Below are 17,156 nucleotides of genomic sequence, written 5' to 3' on the forward strand. Positions count from 1 at the left end.
ATTTCAAAGGAAATTTCAACTTACCTTAAATTATCCAGAATCTCGCCTCTCATAATAATTCCTAAAAATAACGGGATACTTATTTAAGACTTCAGCTATGAAGCAATAATCATGGTTCATTGATTATCAAGTGAAGAGATATTATTAGTTATTTACCTACTCCCTTACTTCTCATCCCTAATCCCTAATTTCAGCTTTCAATTTCAAAGGAAATTTCAACTGCTCTTCAATTATCCAGAATCTCGTCTATCATCACAATTCCTAAAAATAATGGGATAGTTATTTAAGACTTCAGCTATGAAGCAATAATCATGGTTCATTGATTATCAAGTGAAGAGATATTATTAGTTATTTATCTACTCCCTGACTCCTTATCCCTAATCCCTAATTTCAGCCTTCAATTTCAAAGGAAATTTCAACTTACCTTAAATTATCCAGAATCTCGCCTCTCATAATAATTCCTAAAAATAACGGGATACTTATTTAAGACTTCAGCTATGAAGCAATAATCATGGTTCATTGATTATGAAGTCAAGAGATATTATTAGTGATTTATCTACTCCCTGACTTCTCATCCTTAATCCCTAATTTCAGCCTTCAATTTCAAAGGAAATTTCAACTGCTCTTCAATTATCCAGAATCTCGCCTCTCATAATAATTCCTAAAAATAACGGGATACTTATTTAAGACTTCAGCTATGAAGCAATAATCATGGTTCATTGATTATGAAGTCAAGAGATATTATTAGTGATTTATCTACTCCCTGACTTCTCATCCTTAATCCCTAATTTCAGCCTTCAATTTCAAAGGAAATTTCAACTGCTCTTCAATTATCCAGAATCTCGTCTATCATCACAATTCATAAAAATAATGCCATACTTATTAAAGACTTCAGCTATCAAGCAATAATCATGGTTCATTGATATTTTTAGTAATGATTTGTATGGAGTCAAGAGATATTATTAGTGATTTATCTACTCCCTGACTCCTCATCCCTAATCCCTAATTTTAGCCTTCAATTTCAAAGGAAATTTCAACTGCTCTTCAATTATCCAGAATCTTGCCTCTCATCACAATTCCTAAAAATAATGGGATACTTATTGAACAGTTCAGTTATTCGGTAATAATCATAGTTCATTGATATTTTTAGCAATGATTTGTATGAAGTCAAGATATCTTATTCATACTGATAACTAACCACTGATAACTTATAACTAAAATGACCTACTCCCTACTTCCAAGAAAATGTAGCAAAAATGTGTAATATTTGGTATTAGCTCGGGATTTGAACCAAAACTGAAGGGGTTGTACAGTGACGAATGATTTTAAATTTATGATGAAAATAATTTGGGATTTGAAAATTGCTAGAATAATTGATATTAGGTTTTTTTTAGTAAAAGTCAAATACCATGCATGAAAAAAGAATGTTACGAATAAGAAGTGTGATTAAAAGACAAGTGTAGGAGATATTCCTTTGACAAAAAAGAGAATTTCCGACCTGAAAATTGTTATTGAAACTATTCATTATGACTCGGTTATCCTGACTTCTAAGAAATACTCTAGTTCTTTGTAGCAAACATTTATTAATTTGGCATAAACTATTTTTGGCAATATCATTCCATAATATGTAACCCTAAATTAAAAGCTGTTAGCTCTGAGCTATTTAAATAAGGAATAAAAAATGTCTATAGCTGAAAAATCATCATCAAAAAATCGATCGTCAATCAAAATAGGCAGAATTATTCTGTGGATAAGTGTGGTGTTAATTGTCATATTTTTCCTAGCTCCTGTGTTATGGCAATTACTCACTTCTTTCAAAACTAATGAGGCAATATCGGCAGTTCCTAATATCTATTTCCCAGCTCCCAAGCAACTAACTTTTGACCACTATCTTAGTTTGGGTTTGGGTTTTCTCCGCTATGTTTTTAATAGTGCTTTTGTGTCTATTATTTCCACAGTTATTTGTTTAGGAATAGGAGCGCCTGCTGCTTATACTTTGGCACGGTTAAAACTCCCTGGAGAAAATATAATTCTTGCCTGCATTTTAATAGTCAGTCTGTTTCCCTATGTATTATTATTTTTGGGTCTGTTAGAAATTATCAAATCTCTTGGTTTAGGTAATAACTACATCTCCCTAATTATTCCTTACACGGGGATAAATTTACCTCTGACAATTCTGGTCTTAAGAAGCTTTTTCCAACAGTTACCAAAAGATTTAGAAGACTCAGCTAAAATAGATGGTTACAACACAATTTCTATGTTGTGGAATATCATTTTACCTCTAACAATTCCAGCATTAGTAACCACGGGAATTTTAACCTTTATTTTTGCCTGGAATGAGTTTATTTTTGCCCTGACTTTTATTACTCGTTCCGAAATGTATACTATTCCCGTTGCAGTGGCTCAAATAGGGGGTACTTCTGTATTTGAAATTCCCTACGGACCAATTGCTGCTGCAACAGTAATAGGCACATTTCCTTTGTTAATTTTGGTATTGATAGCTCAACGTCGAATTGTTCAAGGTATTACTGCAGGAGCTGTCAAAGGATAAGTATTTTCAATAATTAATAATTAATAATTAATAATTAATAATTAATAATTAGGGCTTGCTGAATAAATATAAAAGTATTTGTATATAAAGGTTTTAGCCTTTTTAAGTATCAAAAAGTGCGAGTTTTTAGGTAGTAATAGTTCAATTTAGGAGCGGATTTTGGTCAAGAATTGGGCAAAAAAATCAAGGGACTATTTTTCCTACTATTTCCTCTATAATTCCCCGTTCCTCCCGACTCCCCCTCCTGGGAGGGGCTAGGGGTGGGTTGACTCCTACCCTCACCCATAAGACTTTTTCAGCAAACCCTAATTAATAATTACCTCTACTTGAAAAAAAGAGGATTGACGCTTTAAGAAGAGCTTATCCAATTCCTTTTAGATAGCTATATCTATCATTTTGCCTTTTGTTTATTCAATATTTAGGGCTTGCTGAATAAAGCTGAAAGCACTATTTTGATAAAGATAAGTGCCTTTAAAAGATCGAAAAAAGTGCCTTATTTTCTTTTGAAAACCCTCAAAAAGTTAGTATAAAAGGCATAATAATTACAGGAAAATCAAGGAATAAATATATCCGACTACCTCCTCTATAAATTCTATTCTCCCCTACTCCCCTACTCCTTTACTCCCCAAAGAAGGGGATTGACTAAAAGGAAAATTTTTGATTTTATCCCCTTAAAAGGGGAAGCTTTAAACCTGAATTGTTTAATTATTAATTATTAGAAAGTATCTGTAAAATAAATCTTAAGAGATGCTCCAAAGTTTACGTTTTACTGGGTTACGGTGAATCACAAAGCTAACTATTAACTTTTATCATGTAATCTGCACAATCCACCCTACACCAGGATTTAATATTTTATTTACAGATACCCTCTTAATTATTAATTATTAATTATTAATTATTAATTAAATGAACTTGCTTCTACTTGATAATCTTCTGCTGATAATACTCGCCAATTAGCACCACCAGTTAATTCTAAAACTTGTTGATGATATTTCAACAAACTTAAACGATGTCCTACACTCACAAATGTTGTTTGAGTTGTTTGTAATTTTTGATAAAGTTCCGCTTCATTTTGTAGGTCTAAAGCACTGGTAGCTTCATCTAAAATTGCATAATTGGGCTTAATTAATAATAGTCTTGCAAAGGCTAAACGTTGTTGCTCTCCCAAAGATAAAACATTTTCCCATGGTAACTCCACATCAAAACCATCTAATCTATCTGGTAAATCTTCTAAATTAACCAATTTCAAAATTTTTCTTAATTCATACTCATCAAACTCTTGGTTAACTTGAGGATATAACAACTGTTCTCGTAAACTTCCTAAAATCATATAAGGACGCTGAGGTAGAAATAATATTTCCTCCAAATTAGGACGTACTAAACGACCTGTACCCGATGTCCATAGACCTGCTATTGCTCTTAATAAAGAACTTTTACCTGCTCCACTTTTTCCAACAATTAATAATCCTTGGCCTGACTTTACTGCTACTGATAAATTTTTCACCAGAGTCTTTTGACTTTCATTAATTTCTTCGTGATTTAAAGGAGTATTTAAAGTAATGTTTTCTAACGCTAATCTAGAACTTTCCGTTATATCAATTTCCCTAGTTCCTACCTCTGATATTTTTGTGGTCTCTTCTAATGTTTCTCTAAATTTATCCAAACGATTAATACCAGCCGCAAAATTACTTAAGTTGTCGATTTGACTAACTACTAAAGAAAAAGCTCCTAAAACCTGACTAAAAGCAAAACCTGCCTGACTAATATCTCCAAATTTAATGTCACCTGCAAAATAAATAGGAGCCATAATTAAGGAAGGCAAAATAATTACTGCATATCGATAACCTGTGGTAAAGTAATCTACATTTCTTTGCCACCCAATCAGCAAATTAAAATTATTAAAAACCTGAGTAAATCTTTGTCTAATTTGAGATAATTCTTGCTCTTCTCCTCGGTAAAAAGCAATTGATTCGGCATGGTCGCGGATATGAACTAATCCATAACGAAAGTCTGCTTCTCGTTTGAGTTGGTAGAAATTTAAAGGAATTAATTTTCTGCCAAAAATTACTGCTACTAATGTTCCCGCCACAGCATAAATTATCAGAAAAATTGAGAGTGGTATTGATATTGACCACAGAATTCCTGTGAAGGAAATAACGTCAATTATTGAGTTGAGAATTGTGAGGAGAAAAAATAAACTTTGGTTAGTGAAAGATTTTATATCCTCTGCAATTCTTTGGTCTGGATTATCGATTGCGCCCTTTGAGTTTATTTCATAATATGATCTATTTTGTAAGTAGTTATTTAGAAACTTATTTGTCATCCACTCTCGCCAGTACAACCCTAGTTTTTGCCTTGTATATGTGTAAATAACAACTATAGGAGTACCAATAACAAAAACCCCGGCATAAACAAATAAGAACCGCCAAAACGTAGGCTGGTCTTTTTCAGATAATGCAGTTGTAAAAAAGTTGCCTACATAGCTAATAATTACATTTAAACCACTAACTGATAGAGATAATAATAGCAACAAACTTAACAATGCCCAAGGTTGCCAACGTGGGATAAGTTGTCTTTTATAGTACCAAAAACCAATGGCAGGAACTACAATCATTAAAGCAATAACAAATATCCAGTGCGAATTAATAATATTTTGAATTGTATCGACTAAACCAGGAGCAATACTATTAAATGACTCACCAAATATAGCTTCATTAACCAAACAAATCAAACTAACAACTAAAAAAACAGCAGCCAATAAAAATATCAAAAGCAGAAATAATAATCCTAAAAATACTTTGTTTCCTCCCGGTTCTAGTGGATAAAAATATGGTTGAGCAATCTGCAAAAAACTATTCCAAAGTTTACTGTTAAATTTATTCATTCTTGAATTTTTGAAAAATTAACTAATATTAATCATAACCTATTATTTTTGATATGTAAATATACGGTATTATGCATAGAAAAAAGCAGTAAAATTGAGGATTTTCATCCTGAGTATATATTGCTAATTCAAGCTACTGAATATTCACTAATATAAGTAATTAAATTTTCTAAAAGCTGATAAATATTTTTAAGTAGGGCGACCTCAAAAAAAGACGTTGCATTTTTAATCAAAAAAAACCTAAAGGTAATGAATATCAACTTTTTGAAAAAATATTGCTACATTGGTTATTCGAGGTTTTAGTGCAAGATGGCGGAAATAAATGACCAGTTACAAAATTCTAAAGGCTTTACCAATCAATACTTTTGACTGTCTTGAGTGCGTCTTAAATTATGAGGAAAACTCATAATTACGCACTCGCTTTTAACTTTTGACTTTTAACTTCTCCGCGTAGCGGCATTAGGTTTTAGGTATAAAAGAGAATAAGTGCAAATGTTCCAATTCCCTTGGGCACTCGTATTTTACTGTCACAATCTTTCTTGAATCTGGTATTACTTCAATATAGGGAATAAATAAAAACAAACATAAAATTTGGCGTTGCACAGTGACGAATAATTTTATATTTTTGATGAACATAATTTTGGATTTGATAATTGCTAGAATGACTAATTAATGGTTTTTTTTAGTCAAAGTCTAAACTAATTTTTGGTAATATCATTCCATAATGTGCAACCCCTAAAATTTAGTCTTGCTTGGATACTTATTCCCTAGATTTTTGGTTTAACTTCCTCTCCCCAAAAAAATGAAAATTAATAGAAGAAGGTTTAAAGTATTCCTCTACATTGACTTTCTTTGAATTTTCTAGAAATATCGCTAGTCAATCTCAAGACTGAAATGCCTGACTAAAATTTTGCTGAAGCTCTAGAAATTTTTTCTGACTCTTCTTGATTTATTTGATATTGTTGCAGTAGAGTTAAAGTTACTAATTTCATTAGCCAATATAAACTAAAAATAACTATAAAAGTAATAAATATTACTAAAATAGGACGTCGATCAAACATATCATTATAAATACTTTTTACCAAAGCATCAGGATTAGTAACTACATCCCAACTATTAAAACGTTTGAACCTTCCCAGATAAATACCAATAGCAGAAAGACAATGAATAATTAACTCTATTCCCAGAATAAAATTACTCCAACCTTGTCGCTGTAAATAGTCGCCCAAATTAATTAAAGAAAGAACATAAGCTTCAAACCCAATAAACATAAATAACAAATATTGGGGAACTACTGCTAAAGTCAAAACCCATACAGAATTACTTTGACGAATATCTTGATATAAATGAATAATATCAGTTAGTACATAAGGAGCATTAGGTAAAAAAGCGATAAAAATTAAGAAACCAAACCACCACAATAAAGAAAAAGACTGGGGACGACGTAGTAAACATATACCTAAAATTATTAATATTAGAGTAATAGCGATCGCCACCTCAATATTCAATTTACTGCCATAGACCACAACTCTTTTTAGATTTGGCAATAAAGTTACGCCCAATAGTAATAAAACTCCCCATCGTATAAAAATGGAGCGAGGTTTGGAAAACAACCAAAAACTCATGGCCAAAGGAAATAAAGCTAAAAATAGATTCCAAGACATGAATCTGCTATTACCTTCTAGAAATTGCCAAGCTGTGTTTATTACATTGATTATTTCAGCTTTCATTCATAACTCAAAAATTTATGTACAAGTATTCTACAATTCTAACTAAGATGAAATTAAGATTTTAAGGTATTCTCTAATTAGGTTCCACTGGTGTTCCATACAAACATTTATTATTATAAATAATAGCCAAACTAGTGACTATAAGCCAGAAGTAACATTTCCAAGTAAGAAAGCGAATAATAACTACAAATTTTCATAAAATTCTTTTATTCTAGAACAACTAATATCAGCATAAAAATAGATAATGGCTACAAAACTCACAAAAAATAATTCTCTTCAAGAGCAATTACTAGATAAAATTTATAATTACTGTAATCATGTCGATTATCTAGAAATTCGCCTAGAACAAAGTGAATCAACTGCTATTTCATTTTCTGGCCTACAGTTAAATACAATTAATTCTCATTTTTCCCTTACCGGAGGTATTCGTGCTTGCCACAAAGGAGGCTGGAGTTTCGTTACTTTCAACAATATTTCAGAACTATCAAATAGAATCGAAGAAGCAATTTCTCATGCTTATTTAATAGGAAAAGAAAGTACTCAACTAGCTCCCATTCAACCTATTCAAGATTATGTAGCAGTCAAATTTGGCCGTGACCCCCGTGGCATATCTTTAGAAGAAAAGCGACAATTAATTGAAGTCTACAATCAGTTGTTACTGGACTTCGATCCTAGAATCCAGGCCACAAATGTCAGTTATAGCGATCGCTTTGTCATTACTTATTTTGTCAATTCTATCGGCAGTTGCATAGCACAGGAGCGCCTAGATGTCAATGGCAAGTTTAGAGCCATGACTTGTGGAGAAGGCAGTTTAGTTAAACAGGGCATCAAATCTATCAGTTCTCGTACAGATTATAACACTCTCTGCGACATTGACAAGCAAGTTATCGGGACAGCAGAACAGGCCATCCGTCAACTAGAGGCAAAACCCGTTAAAGGTGGACAATATACGGTCTTGTTAGATCCTTATATGGCAGGTGTATTTATTCACGAAGCTTTTGGTCATCTTTCTGAGGCAGACTCTATTTATGAGAACCCCCAGATGGAAGAGTTACTAAAATTAGGTAAACCAATAGGTATAGAAAAGTTGAATGTAGTAGATGATGCCACTATTGATGGTTTAAGTGGTTCTATAAAATATGATGATGAAGGTGTTCCTGGACAGCGCAAATATTTAATTAAAAATGGAGTATTAACAACTCGTCTGCATAATCGAGAAACTTCTGGAAAAATGAGAGAAGCACCTACAGGAAATGCTAGGGCGATAAATCCAATGTATCCACCTATTGTCAGAATGACTAATACAGCTATTGAAACAGGCGATCGCCCTGTTGAGGAAATCATTAAAGATATAGATCTAGGGGTTTATGCCATAGGAACTCTCGGTGGCCAAACTAATGGAGAAATGTTTACATTTGCTGCGGCAGAAGGTTATATGATTCGTAATGGAAAAATTGCTGAAGCTGTCAGTAATGTTACTTTGACAGGGAATGTATTTCAAACTCTCAAAGATATTGGAGCGATCAGTAATGATTCTACTTACAATAGTGGTAGTTGTGGTAAAGCAGGTCAAGCACCTTTGCCTGTAAGTATTGGCAGTCCCCACTTGATGATTAAAAATGTAGTAGTTGGAGGACATTGAGCAGATCAAAAGTGTTTATTAGACATCTCCGGAAATTATATATGGATAGCATTTTTCGTGTTTTTATCTCATAAAGTTTCTTTCCTGTTGCCTTCTGGAGCAGATGAGTTGTTGTCTACTTCTACAAAAAGTCTATTTTTGTCGCCATATGTCTATTTAGAGTAGAGTACAGATAGCTTGATTTAAAAGCAAAAAGCAGAAGTTATGTACTTCACTGAATCAAAAAACTGTATATATTATGTGGGCAATTAATATTTTAATCTCTCTTCCTTCAATCTCTGTACTTATACCAATTCCTAACAATAATCCTATACATATTGAAGACTTCAGTTATTAAGTAATAAGTAAGATTCAGTAATGTTTTTAGCAATTATTTGTATGAAGCCAAGATATATTGTTCGTTATTTGCCTAGGACATAAGAACGTTACATCCAACTACTCTCTACTCCCTGCTCTCAAGAAGATGTAGCCAAAATGCATTAGTTTGGCATTAGCTTTCTACAGCAGGAGTAAATTCATCTTCAATGTACTGCAATACAAAATCAATTATTTCTTGCCTCACTCATCCTTTTTGTACTGCAACCCCTCCAAAACGTAAATTTGTTTGACTCTGTTCTACCAAGATAAAATATATTTGTTTCTCATTCAATAATTTTGCTAATTTCAGATACTAACCAACTGTTTTTTATGATTATCTGTAATTAGGGATTGCTGATTAATTCTAAAAGCATTTACAGATAAAGGTAAGTGCCTTTTTGCTGCGAAAAAAGTGTCAGCTTTTAGCTCCGAATTTCCCAAAATACTCACATTTCAAGCAGACAACGGCAGAAAAATTGAGCGACAATTCTTTCGACTGCCTTCTCTGTAATTCCCATTCCCATACGACTCCTGACTCCTTACTCCTGACTCCGACCCTCCACAAAAAGACTTATAAATCTACAGTTTATTAATTAGTTATTCTCCACATTACAGCAATTTATCCCAATCTTAGGTGATAGTTACTACGTTGATATGGCAAAATTTATTCTACTTAGTTTCCTGTGATTAAACCTGCTTGTTGTAATAACTTTCCTATGGGTTTTGAAAGTTCTTGTTTTTGAGAATATTTATTTGCATTCTGCTGTTCCATATAACTTTATGAAATGATTTTTTTCAAATTAATAACTTTTTATTCTTACCTAAGTAGAGCAAGCTAGAAAAAAGATGTTGCATTTTTAATCAAAAAAAACCCTAAAAGTAATCAATATAAACTTTTGAGCTAATTTACAATTTAATACATAGCGCCCAAAATTTACCATGTTCTACATTTATAATAAATCTATGTTTTTTTAAAAAAAAATTTAACAGTCAAAAACTTCAGGAAAAAGGGGTTATAGATGCTTTAATTACTCATAAAGTAATAGACTTAACCATGCTTCATCCTCCTTATCTGTGCTATAGTATCTGAAGAATAATTTATGCAACCTAATGGACAGTAGCCAACTTTAAACTCCTTTTGATTGAACATCAATCAAGAAAGGCTATAGACACTATCAATAGAAGTTAAGATACTTCTACTTTCGTGAAATATCACTCTATGACTCCGCTAATTTACTTAATTTATTTCTAGAAAGTGGCAAAAAACTTAAGGTGGGATTATCATTGATTTATAGATGAAGTCTAATTAGTAGCACAAACTTATAGACAGGTTAAAAGTAGGTATAACTCGGGGGGTGATTAACAAAGAAAATCAAACTACACCTACTAAAGAATAAATACAATAAAGATTCACTAAACAAAAAAATTGACCATAAGAGTCATAACTTAAACTTATCAACTTATAGACATAGACACATAGGCAATAAAAAAAATAAATCAACACAAATTGATTTATTAATGACAAATGGGGTGCAGTCAGACAAAATAATCTAGCTGTAGCTAGAGAGATAAAAAGTAAAATAAAATGTTCTAAAAAACATACAGACTCCGTACTGACCTCAAATGTTTTGTATTCTACTCTCTTAATCCAGATAAACAAGGGAGAATAGTAACTTTATTAATGTAACAAGAAGGCCAGAAAAATGTCAAAAGAAATCTTGATTACCAGAGGGCAGGTAGTAATAGTTGATGAACAAGACTATGAGGAATTATCAAAACATAAATGGTATTTGATAGACGGTTTTGCTGCCAGAACAATCAAGAAAGATGGCAAAAGAACCACAGTTTATATGCACAGAGTGATTATGGACGCTCCTATGGGTGTATCTGTTTATCATATTAATCACAACAAACTAGATAATCGACGAGAGAATTTACGCCTAGTCAAAGGAAGTGCGCGAATGCACAGGAGACCTAGCGTCAAACATTCATCTAAATATCGGGGAGTGTACTGGTGTAAAGATAAACGAAAATGGATTGCTGAAATCAAAGTCTACAAAAAACAAATACGTTTAGGTCGCTTTGATGTAGAAAAAGATGCTGCTGTTGCTTATGACGAAGCAGCAAGAAAATATTACGGGTCCCTAGCCAGAACTAATTTTACTATGAATAATATAGAAGTAGTAGAAGATCCCTCAATGTAAGTTCAGAAAGATTATTAATAATCATGCAGTATCGACGCTTTGGGCGAACAGAATTACCAATGCCAATATTTTCCTGCGGTGGAATGAGGTATCACTATAAATGGCAAGATGTTCCAAAAAATCAAATCCCACCAAATAATCAACAAAACTTAGAAAATACAATTCGTCGCTCCCTAGAATGTGGAATTAACCACATAGAAACCGCTCGTGGTTATGGTACATCCGAGATGCAGCTTGGAGAAATTTTACCCAAGTTACCAAGGGAAAAACTGATTGTCCAGACAAAAGTTAGCCCAAGCGCCGATCCTCAAGAATTCCAAAGTAACTTTCAGCAGTCCCTCGAATTTTTACAACTAGAATACGTTGATTTGCTAGGCATACATGGGATTAACACATTAGAAATACTCCATGACTCAATTAGGCCAGGAGGTTGTCTAGATGTGGCGAGAAAATTACAAATACAAGGTCAAATAAGATTTGTTGGTTTTTCCACTCACGGGCCGACTGATGTCATAGTTAAAACTATAGAAACAAATGAATTTGACTATGTTAACTTACACTGGTACTACATTAATCAAAATAATTGGCCAGCTATAGAGGCTGCTCATCATTTTGATATGGGAGTATTTATTATCAGCCCCTCTGATAAAGGAGGTAAACTGTATCAAGCACCACAGAAATTAGTCGATTTATGCTATCCACTCAGCCCGATGGTATTTAACAATCTATTTTGTTTGAGCCACCCTCAAGTGCATACATTGAGTTTGGGTGCATCACAACCAACAGATTTTGACGAACATCTCAAAACAATCGAATTGTTAGATCGAGCTGATGAGATATTACCACCAATATTGGCAAGACTAGAGCAAGAAGCGATCGCTCAACTAGGAGAAAATTGGTTCAAAACCTGGGACATTGGTTTGCCCTCTCTAGAAGAGACTCCTGGAAATATCAATATCCCTGTGATTTTATGGTTAAGAAATCTAGCGATCGCCTACGATATGCTGGAATACAGTAAAATGCGCTATAACTTATTGGGTAATGGTAGCCACTGGTTTCCTGGTGCAAATGCTGAAGAATTAGAAAAATATGACCTGAGCAAATGTCTTGCCAATAGTCCCCATGCCGAAAAAATTCCGGATATTCTTCAAGATACTCATAAACTATTAGGAGGAAATCCAGTGGAACGTTTGTCTAAAAGTTAAAAATTAGTTTATTTATAGAAGTCTATTGTAGTCTATTTTGATTGTGTAAAAAATATTTTGGAATTAATATCGGAGTAAGTAAAAGTGCTAATAGTTTTAGACTTTAATTAGTTATCTATAAATTTGAAATTTTTGACCAAAAAATATGGTTTCTAATCTCTCTTTTCCAAGCTCTGAAAAAAAGTAAACTTTACTATTTCAAGGCTCTGACTTTAGCGGTCGGTACTGAATAACTGAAATGACAAATTCTTTACTGATTACCGAATAATTAAGGTTTAAATCCTCTCCTTTAAAGGAGAAACAAGAGGTCGAGGGATGGCGAGGAGACCTCGCCATATCCAATCGACCAAGAGAGAAAAAATTTTCCTTTAAGTCGATCCTCTTCTTTTCAAGGAGAGGTAATTATTAATTAGGGTTTGCTGATTAAATCTAAAAGCATTGACTTATATTGGTTTTAGTATTTTTTAGTTAAAAAAAGTCCAAGCTTAATGGTCGTAATGGTTCAAAAAATTAGCATTTTAGGCTCATAGTTACGCAGAATAATCAAGGGATTATTCTTCCTCCTACCTCCTCTATAATTCACATTTATCCTGTCTCCTGTCTCCTGTCTCCTGTCTCCTAACCTTACCCATAAGACTTTTTCAGCAAACCCTAATTATTAATTATTAATTATTAATTATTAATTGTTAATTGTTAAATATATCCATATATAATTAAAATTTTATAGTCTCAAGAAAATCTATGTCGTATGAACATATTTTTAACAGTAAAGTAAAATGTTCGGAGGAATTAACCCCTAATGAAGCCATCTTTGCTATTGGTTTAATGGTCATGGCAGTTGATGGTGATATTGATATGAATGAAGTAGAAATTTTAGAGGGTTTTTTACTAAGAAAAGGATTTAACGCTAAAGAAGTTGATGCAGCTAGAGAAAAAGTTTTAAGAATTATTCGTACAGAAAAAAACGAAGCATTATTTTCAGCGGCGAAACAAGCACTTCAAGATGAAAAAGAAATAGAAAATGCTTTTGATTTAGCAGTAAAAATAGCAATAGCAGATGATAAAGTAACAGAAGAAGAAAATAGTTTTGTGCTGGAATTAGCTAGTACTCTAAAAATTAGTCAGGAAAAGGTGAACAAAATAGTTGCAGATGCAACTAAGTATTATCGTAATTCAGAAAAATTAATTGAAAAAATTGACGAAATTTTATCACAATTACCTATAGGGTCTAAATACGAAGGCTATATTAATTCAACGGTAGGTTTAAGATCGCTAAATATAAAAATCCGCACCCCAGATAACGAGTTAGTTATACTTAATATTGATGAAACTCGAGATGAAGCTCAAATAGAAATGGAATTGGAAGAAGCTCCACCTTGGATGCTTTAAATGCGGAGATGATATTATTCCCTCTTCATTAATTGCGAGCAAGATGCTCGCACTATTTATGAGACATCTCCGGAAATTAAATCAAATCCGGTTGAACGCTTATTAGAGTTGTTGGGAGGAGTAGGGGATATTGAAGACTTGAAGCATAGTTATAAACATATACTATATAACCGGATTCTATATTACAGATTTTGTGTTTTTTTCTTCCCAGATGAGCTGTTGCCTTCCGGAACTGTTGCCTACTTCTGCAAAAAGTCTATTTTTTTTCACCAGATATCTATAATACCTATACTACCGAACTTGAAATAACTTGACGTTGAGCTACAAATAACTCTTGAATTCCTGCTTCTGCTAAATCTAAAATTTGATTAAGTTGAGTACGACTAAAGCTACCTGTTTCTGCCGTTCCCTGAACTTCAATTAAAGCAGGTTTATCGTTCATCACTACATTAAAATCAATTTCTGCAGCTACATCTTCAGTGTAATTCAAATCCAAAAATTCTTTCCCCTCCAATAACCCCACTGACACAGCAGCAACCTGATGCAAAATAGGCGATCGCTCCAACTCTCCCTGCTGGATCAACTTGTTAATAGCATTCGCCACCGCCACAAACCCCCCAGTAATAGAAGTAGTACGAGTACCCGCATCTGCTTGCAAAACATCAGCATCTACAATAATAGTGCGTTCCCCTAATAAATTCATATCCAGAGAAGCTCTCAAACTACGTCCGATCAACCTTTGAATTTCTTGAGTGCGTCCAGAAAGTTTCATAAATTCTCTTTGTTGGCGTTGGGGAGTAGCACCAGGTAACATTCTATATTCTGCAGTTAACCAACCTTGTCCCGTATCTGCCAAAAATTTAGGTACTCCTGGTTGGATAGTGACAGTGCAAAGTACCTTTGTCTCGCCACACTTAGTTAAAACAGAACTGGTGGCAAATTTAGTATAATCTAACTCAAAATTGATAGGACGTAATTGCTCTGGTTGTCTACCATCAGGACGTTGCCAAGTCATAGATATCTTAAAAATTGATTAATTAATAAACTATTGAGAATTACCGAAAAATTCTGGTATAAAGCCTCTCCATTCATGGAGAAAAAAGAAAAAAAATCCTTTGATCCAATCCTCTTATTTATAAGAAGAGGTAATTCTAAATTCTAAATTCTAAATTCTAAATTCTAAATTATTGAAATTGCTGTAATATTTGTTGTTGGACTTGGGTAATTTGTTGTTCCCCATCAATAGTGAGTAATCTTTGACGATATCCATAATATTCCAAAATAGGAATAGTACGCTCATAGAATAACTCTACCCGACGTCGCACAATTTCTGGGTCATCATCAGCACGCGATCGCTGTAGACATCTATTCATAAGTATCTCCTCAGATACCTGTAAATAAATAGCCCAATCTAGCTTTTGCCCTAAATCATCTAGCAAAAAATCTAGTTCCTCCGCTTGAAAAGCAGTTCTAGGATAACCATCTATTAACCAACTCTGGCTAACATCAGGCTGTAAAAGTCGTTGACGAACAAACTGGATCATTGTCTTATCTGGTACTAACTCCCCCTTTTCTACATAAATTTGGGCCACCTGGCCTAATTTTGTTTGAGTGGCGATCGCTTCTCTGAGTAAATCGCCAATAGAAATTAAAGGAATCTGTAAATGATTACATAACCATTGTGCTTGAGTTCCTTTCCCGGCACCTGGACCACCTAAAATTATTAGCCTCACAGTCCCTCAACTTAATTAGTCAAAATATAATACTTGATTATTTTATATATGTGACATACTCCCACACTAAGCTTGCGCTATAGTGTGGGCTTCTCGTTTCGTAGCCCCGGTATTCCGTCGGGCAAGCGCGAGCTTTAAGGACGAAATGCCCTACCGCCCTATTTTTGATGAGGATATCAGAACTGTTCCGTAACTCTTGTGTTCCCTATTACCGAATAATTAAGGTTTAAAGCCTCTCCTTTAAAGGAGAAACAAGCGGTCGAGGGATGGCGAGGCCTCGGAGCCATATCCAATCGACCAAGAGAGAAAAAATTTTCATGAATTTGTCAATCCTATCCGTTTTCAAGGAGAGGTAATTATTAATTATTAATTATTAATTATTAATTGTTGAACCATTTCTTTAAATTGGACATATATATAGTGTTAAATTTGTAGTAAAATCACAAAAAGCACTATATATTGTAAAACAAGTATTGTCCTTGGGCAATGTTTCAGTCCAGTTTACAAACTGGAAAAAATCAGTATATTACTAAAAATAGATTTCTCAATTTTAATTTTCATAATGGTTGCACAACTACAAACCCCTTCTCTAAATATTCCTAGCGATTTACCATACACTGTTCCTGGTCTGGTCCAAGTATTCACAAGTGGTCAGCGCAATTTCTTTACTGATGTTATGGCTCAAGCTTTGAGGATAGCTGGCCAAGGAACTCCTGTGTTGATTGTACAGTTTCTCAAAGGAGGAATTCACCAGGGACATGAGCATCCAATGCAACTAGGACAAAATCTGGATTGGGTTCGTTGTGGTCTTCGTGGTTGTATTGATACGCCGGATATAGATGAAAGTCAGAAAAATTCATTACTGGACTTGTGGGACTATACTCAAAGGGTTGTAGATGAAGGAAAGTATGAGTTAGTAGTTCTTGATGAATTAAGCGTAGCTATTAATTTTGGCTTAATTCCAGACATTGAAGTAATAGAGCTTCTAGAAAAACGTCCTGGTCATGTAGATGTAATTTTGACAGGCCCAGATATGCCAGAGGGAATTTTGGAGATGGCAGACCAAATTACTAAAATTCGTCGCAGTCATAGGCCATAAGGCAGAAGGCAGAAGGCAGAAGGCAGAAGGCAGAAGGGAAAATTGCTTATGGATAGTCTTCTACACCCGACTCCGTATCTTATAACCCCAAGTAATTTTAAGCACTCCCGTTGAAGATCGGGTATTAAACCAGCTACAGAAAAGATTGGGAAGAAGACTTTAATTATCTAAGAGAGAGAAAAAGGAAGAGGTTTTGCTTTCCAAATTCTCTCTTTTCCAAAATTAAATAAAATATGTAGATATTTTCCTACTACACACTCTCAAGTTATGCGCTTCAGAAAATGCAAATGACTATTGCGACATAGGTAATAGAGAGGAAAGTAGATATTTTCCTACTACACACTCTCAAGTTATGCGCTTCA

10 protein-coding genes are annotated in these 17,156 nt (G+C 33.7%); 6 read left to right on the forward strand and 4 right to left on the reverse strand.

Going from position 1 to position 17,156, the window contains the following annotated elements; genetic code table 11:
* Nucleotides 1-1,681: 1,681 nt before the first annotated feature.
* Nucleotides 1,682-2,551 (forward strand): carbohydrate ABC transporter permease, encoded by an 870-nt coding sequence (locus tag F6K23_RS37825; RefSeq protein ID WP_293165953.1) that lies wholly within the window; start codon nt 1,682-1,684, stop codon nt 2,549-2,551.
* 898 nt (nt 2,552-3,449) lie between these two features.
* On the opposite strand, the gene F6K23_RS37830 is transcribed toward F6K23_RS37825, so the two are convergent.
* Nucleotides 3,450-5,435 carry an ABC transporter ATP-binding protein/permease gene (locus F6K23_RS37830; protein WP_293165955.1) on the reverse strand — a complete coding sequence of 662 codons (1,986 nt, stop codon included), beginning with the start codon at nt 5,433-5,435 and terminating at the stop codon, nt 3,450-3,452.
* 902 nt (nt 5,436-6,337) lie between these two features.
* Nucleotides 6,338-7,165, reverse strand: a complete 828-nt coding sequence (locus F6K23_RS37835; RefSeq protein ID WP_293165957.1) for a DUF1361 domain-containing protein — start codon at nt 7,163-7,165, stop codon at nt 6,338-6,340.
* A 244-nt stretch (nt 7,166-7,409) separates the two neighbouring features.
* Here F6K23_RS37835 and F6K23_RS37840 point away from each other — a divergent pair, with 244 nt between their 5' ends.
* From F6K23_RS37840 to F6K23_RS37855, 4 genes are all read left to right on the forward strand, one after another.
* Nucleotides 7,410-8,807 (forward strand): TldD/PmbA family protein, encoded by a 1,398-nt coding sequence (locus F6K23_RS37840; RefSeq protein ID WP_293165959.1) that lies wholly within the window; start codon nt 7,410-7,412, stop codon nt 8,805-8,807.
* A 2,060-nt stretch (nt 8,808-10,867) separates the two neighbouring features.
* Nucleotides 10,868-11,368, forward strand: a complete 501-nt coding sequence (locus F6K23_RS37845) for an AP2 domain-containing protein (RefSeq protein ID WP_124147515.1) — start codon at nt 10,868-10,870, stop codon at nt 11,366-11,368.
* A 23-nt stretch (nt 11,369-11,391) separates the two neighbouring features.
* Nucleotides 11,392-12,573, forward strand: coding sequence for an aldo/keto reductase (locus F6K23_RS37850; RefSeq protein WP_293165962.1), 1,182 nt, complete (start codon nt 11,392-11,394; stop codon nt 12,571-12,573).
* A 741-nt stretch (nt 12,574-13,314) separates the two neighbouring features.
* On the forward strand, nt 13,315-13,962 hold the full coding sequence (locus tag F6K23_RS37855; protein ID WP_293165964.1) for a tellurite resistance TerB family protein: 648 nt from the start codon (nt 13,315-13,317) through the stop codon (nt 13,960-13,962).
* A gap of 286 nt (nt 13,963-14,248) precedes the next feature.
* Here F6K23_RS37855 and rph read toward each other — a convergent pair whose 3' ends face one another.
* Entirely contained in the window at nt 14,249-14,977 is a 729-nt protein-coding gene (gene rph / locus F6K23_RS37860; RefSeq protein ID WP_293165966.1) for a ribonuclease PH, read from the reverse strand.
* A 169-nt stretch (nt 14,978-15,146) separates the two neighbouring features.
* On the reverse strand, nt 15,147-15,695 hold the full coding sequence (locus F6K23_RS37865; RefSeq protein ID WP_293165968.1) for an adenylate kinase: 549 nt from the start codon (nt 15,693-15,695) through the stop codon (nt 15,147-15,149).
* Between the two features lie 562 nt (nt 15,696-16,257).
* Between F6K23_RS37865 and F6K23_RS37870 the strand changes: the two genes are divergently transcribed.
* The gene (locus F6K23_RS37870) at nt 16,258-16,794 is read left to right on the forward strand and encodes a P-loop NTPase family protein (RefSeq protein WP_293165970.1); all 537 of its coding nucleotides are present in this window, start codon (nt 16,258-16,260) and stop codon (nt 16,792-16,794) included.
* Nucleotides 16,795-17,156 lie beyond the last annotated feature (362 nt).

Source organism: Okeania sp. SIO2C9, from assembly GCF_010672455.1.
GTDB lineage: Bacteria > Cyanobacteriota > Cyanobacteriia > Cyanobacteriales > Microcoleaceae > Okeania.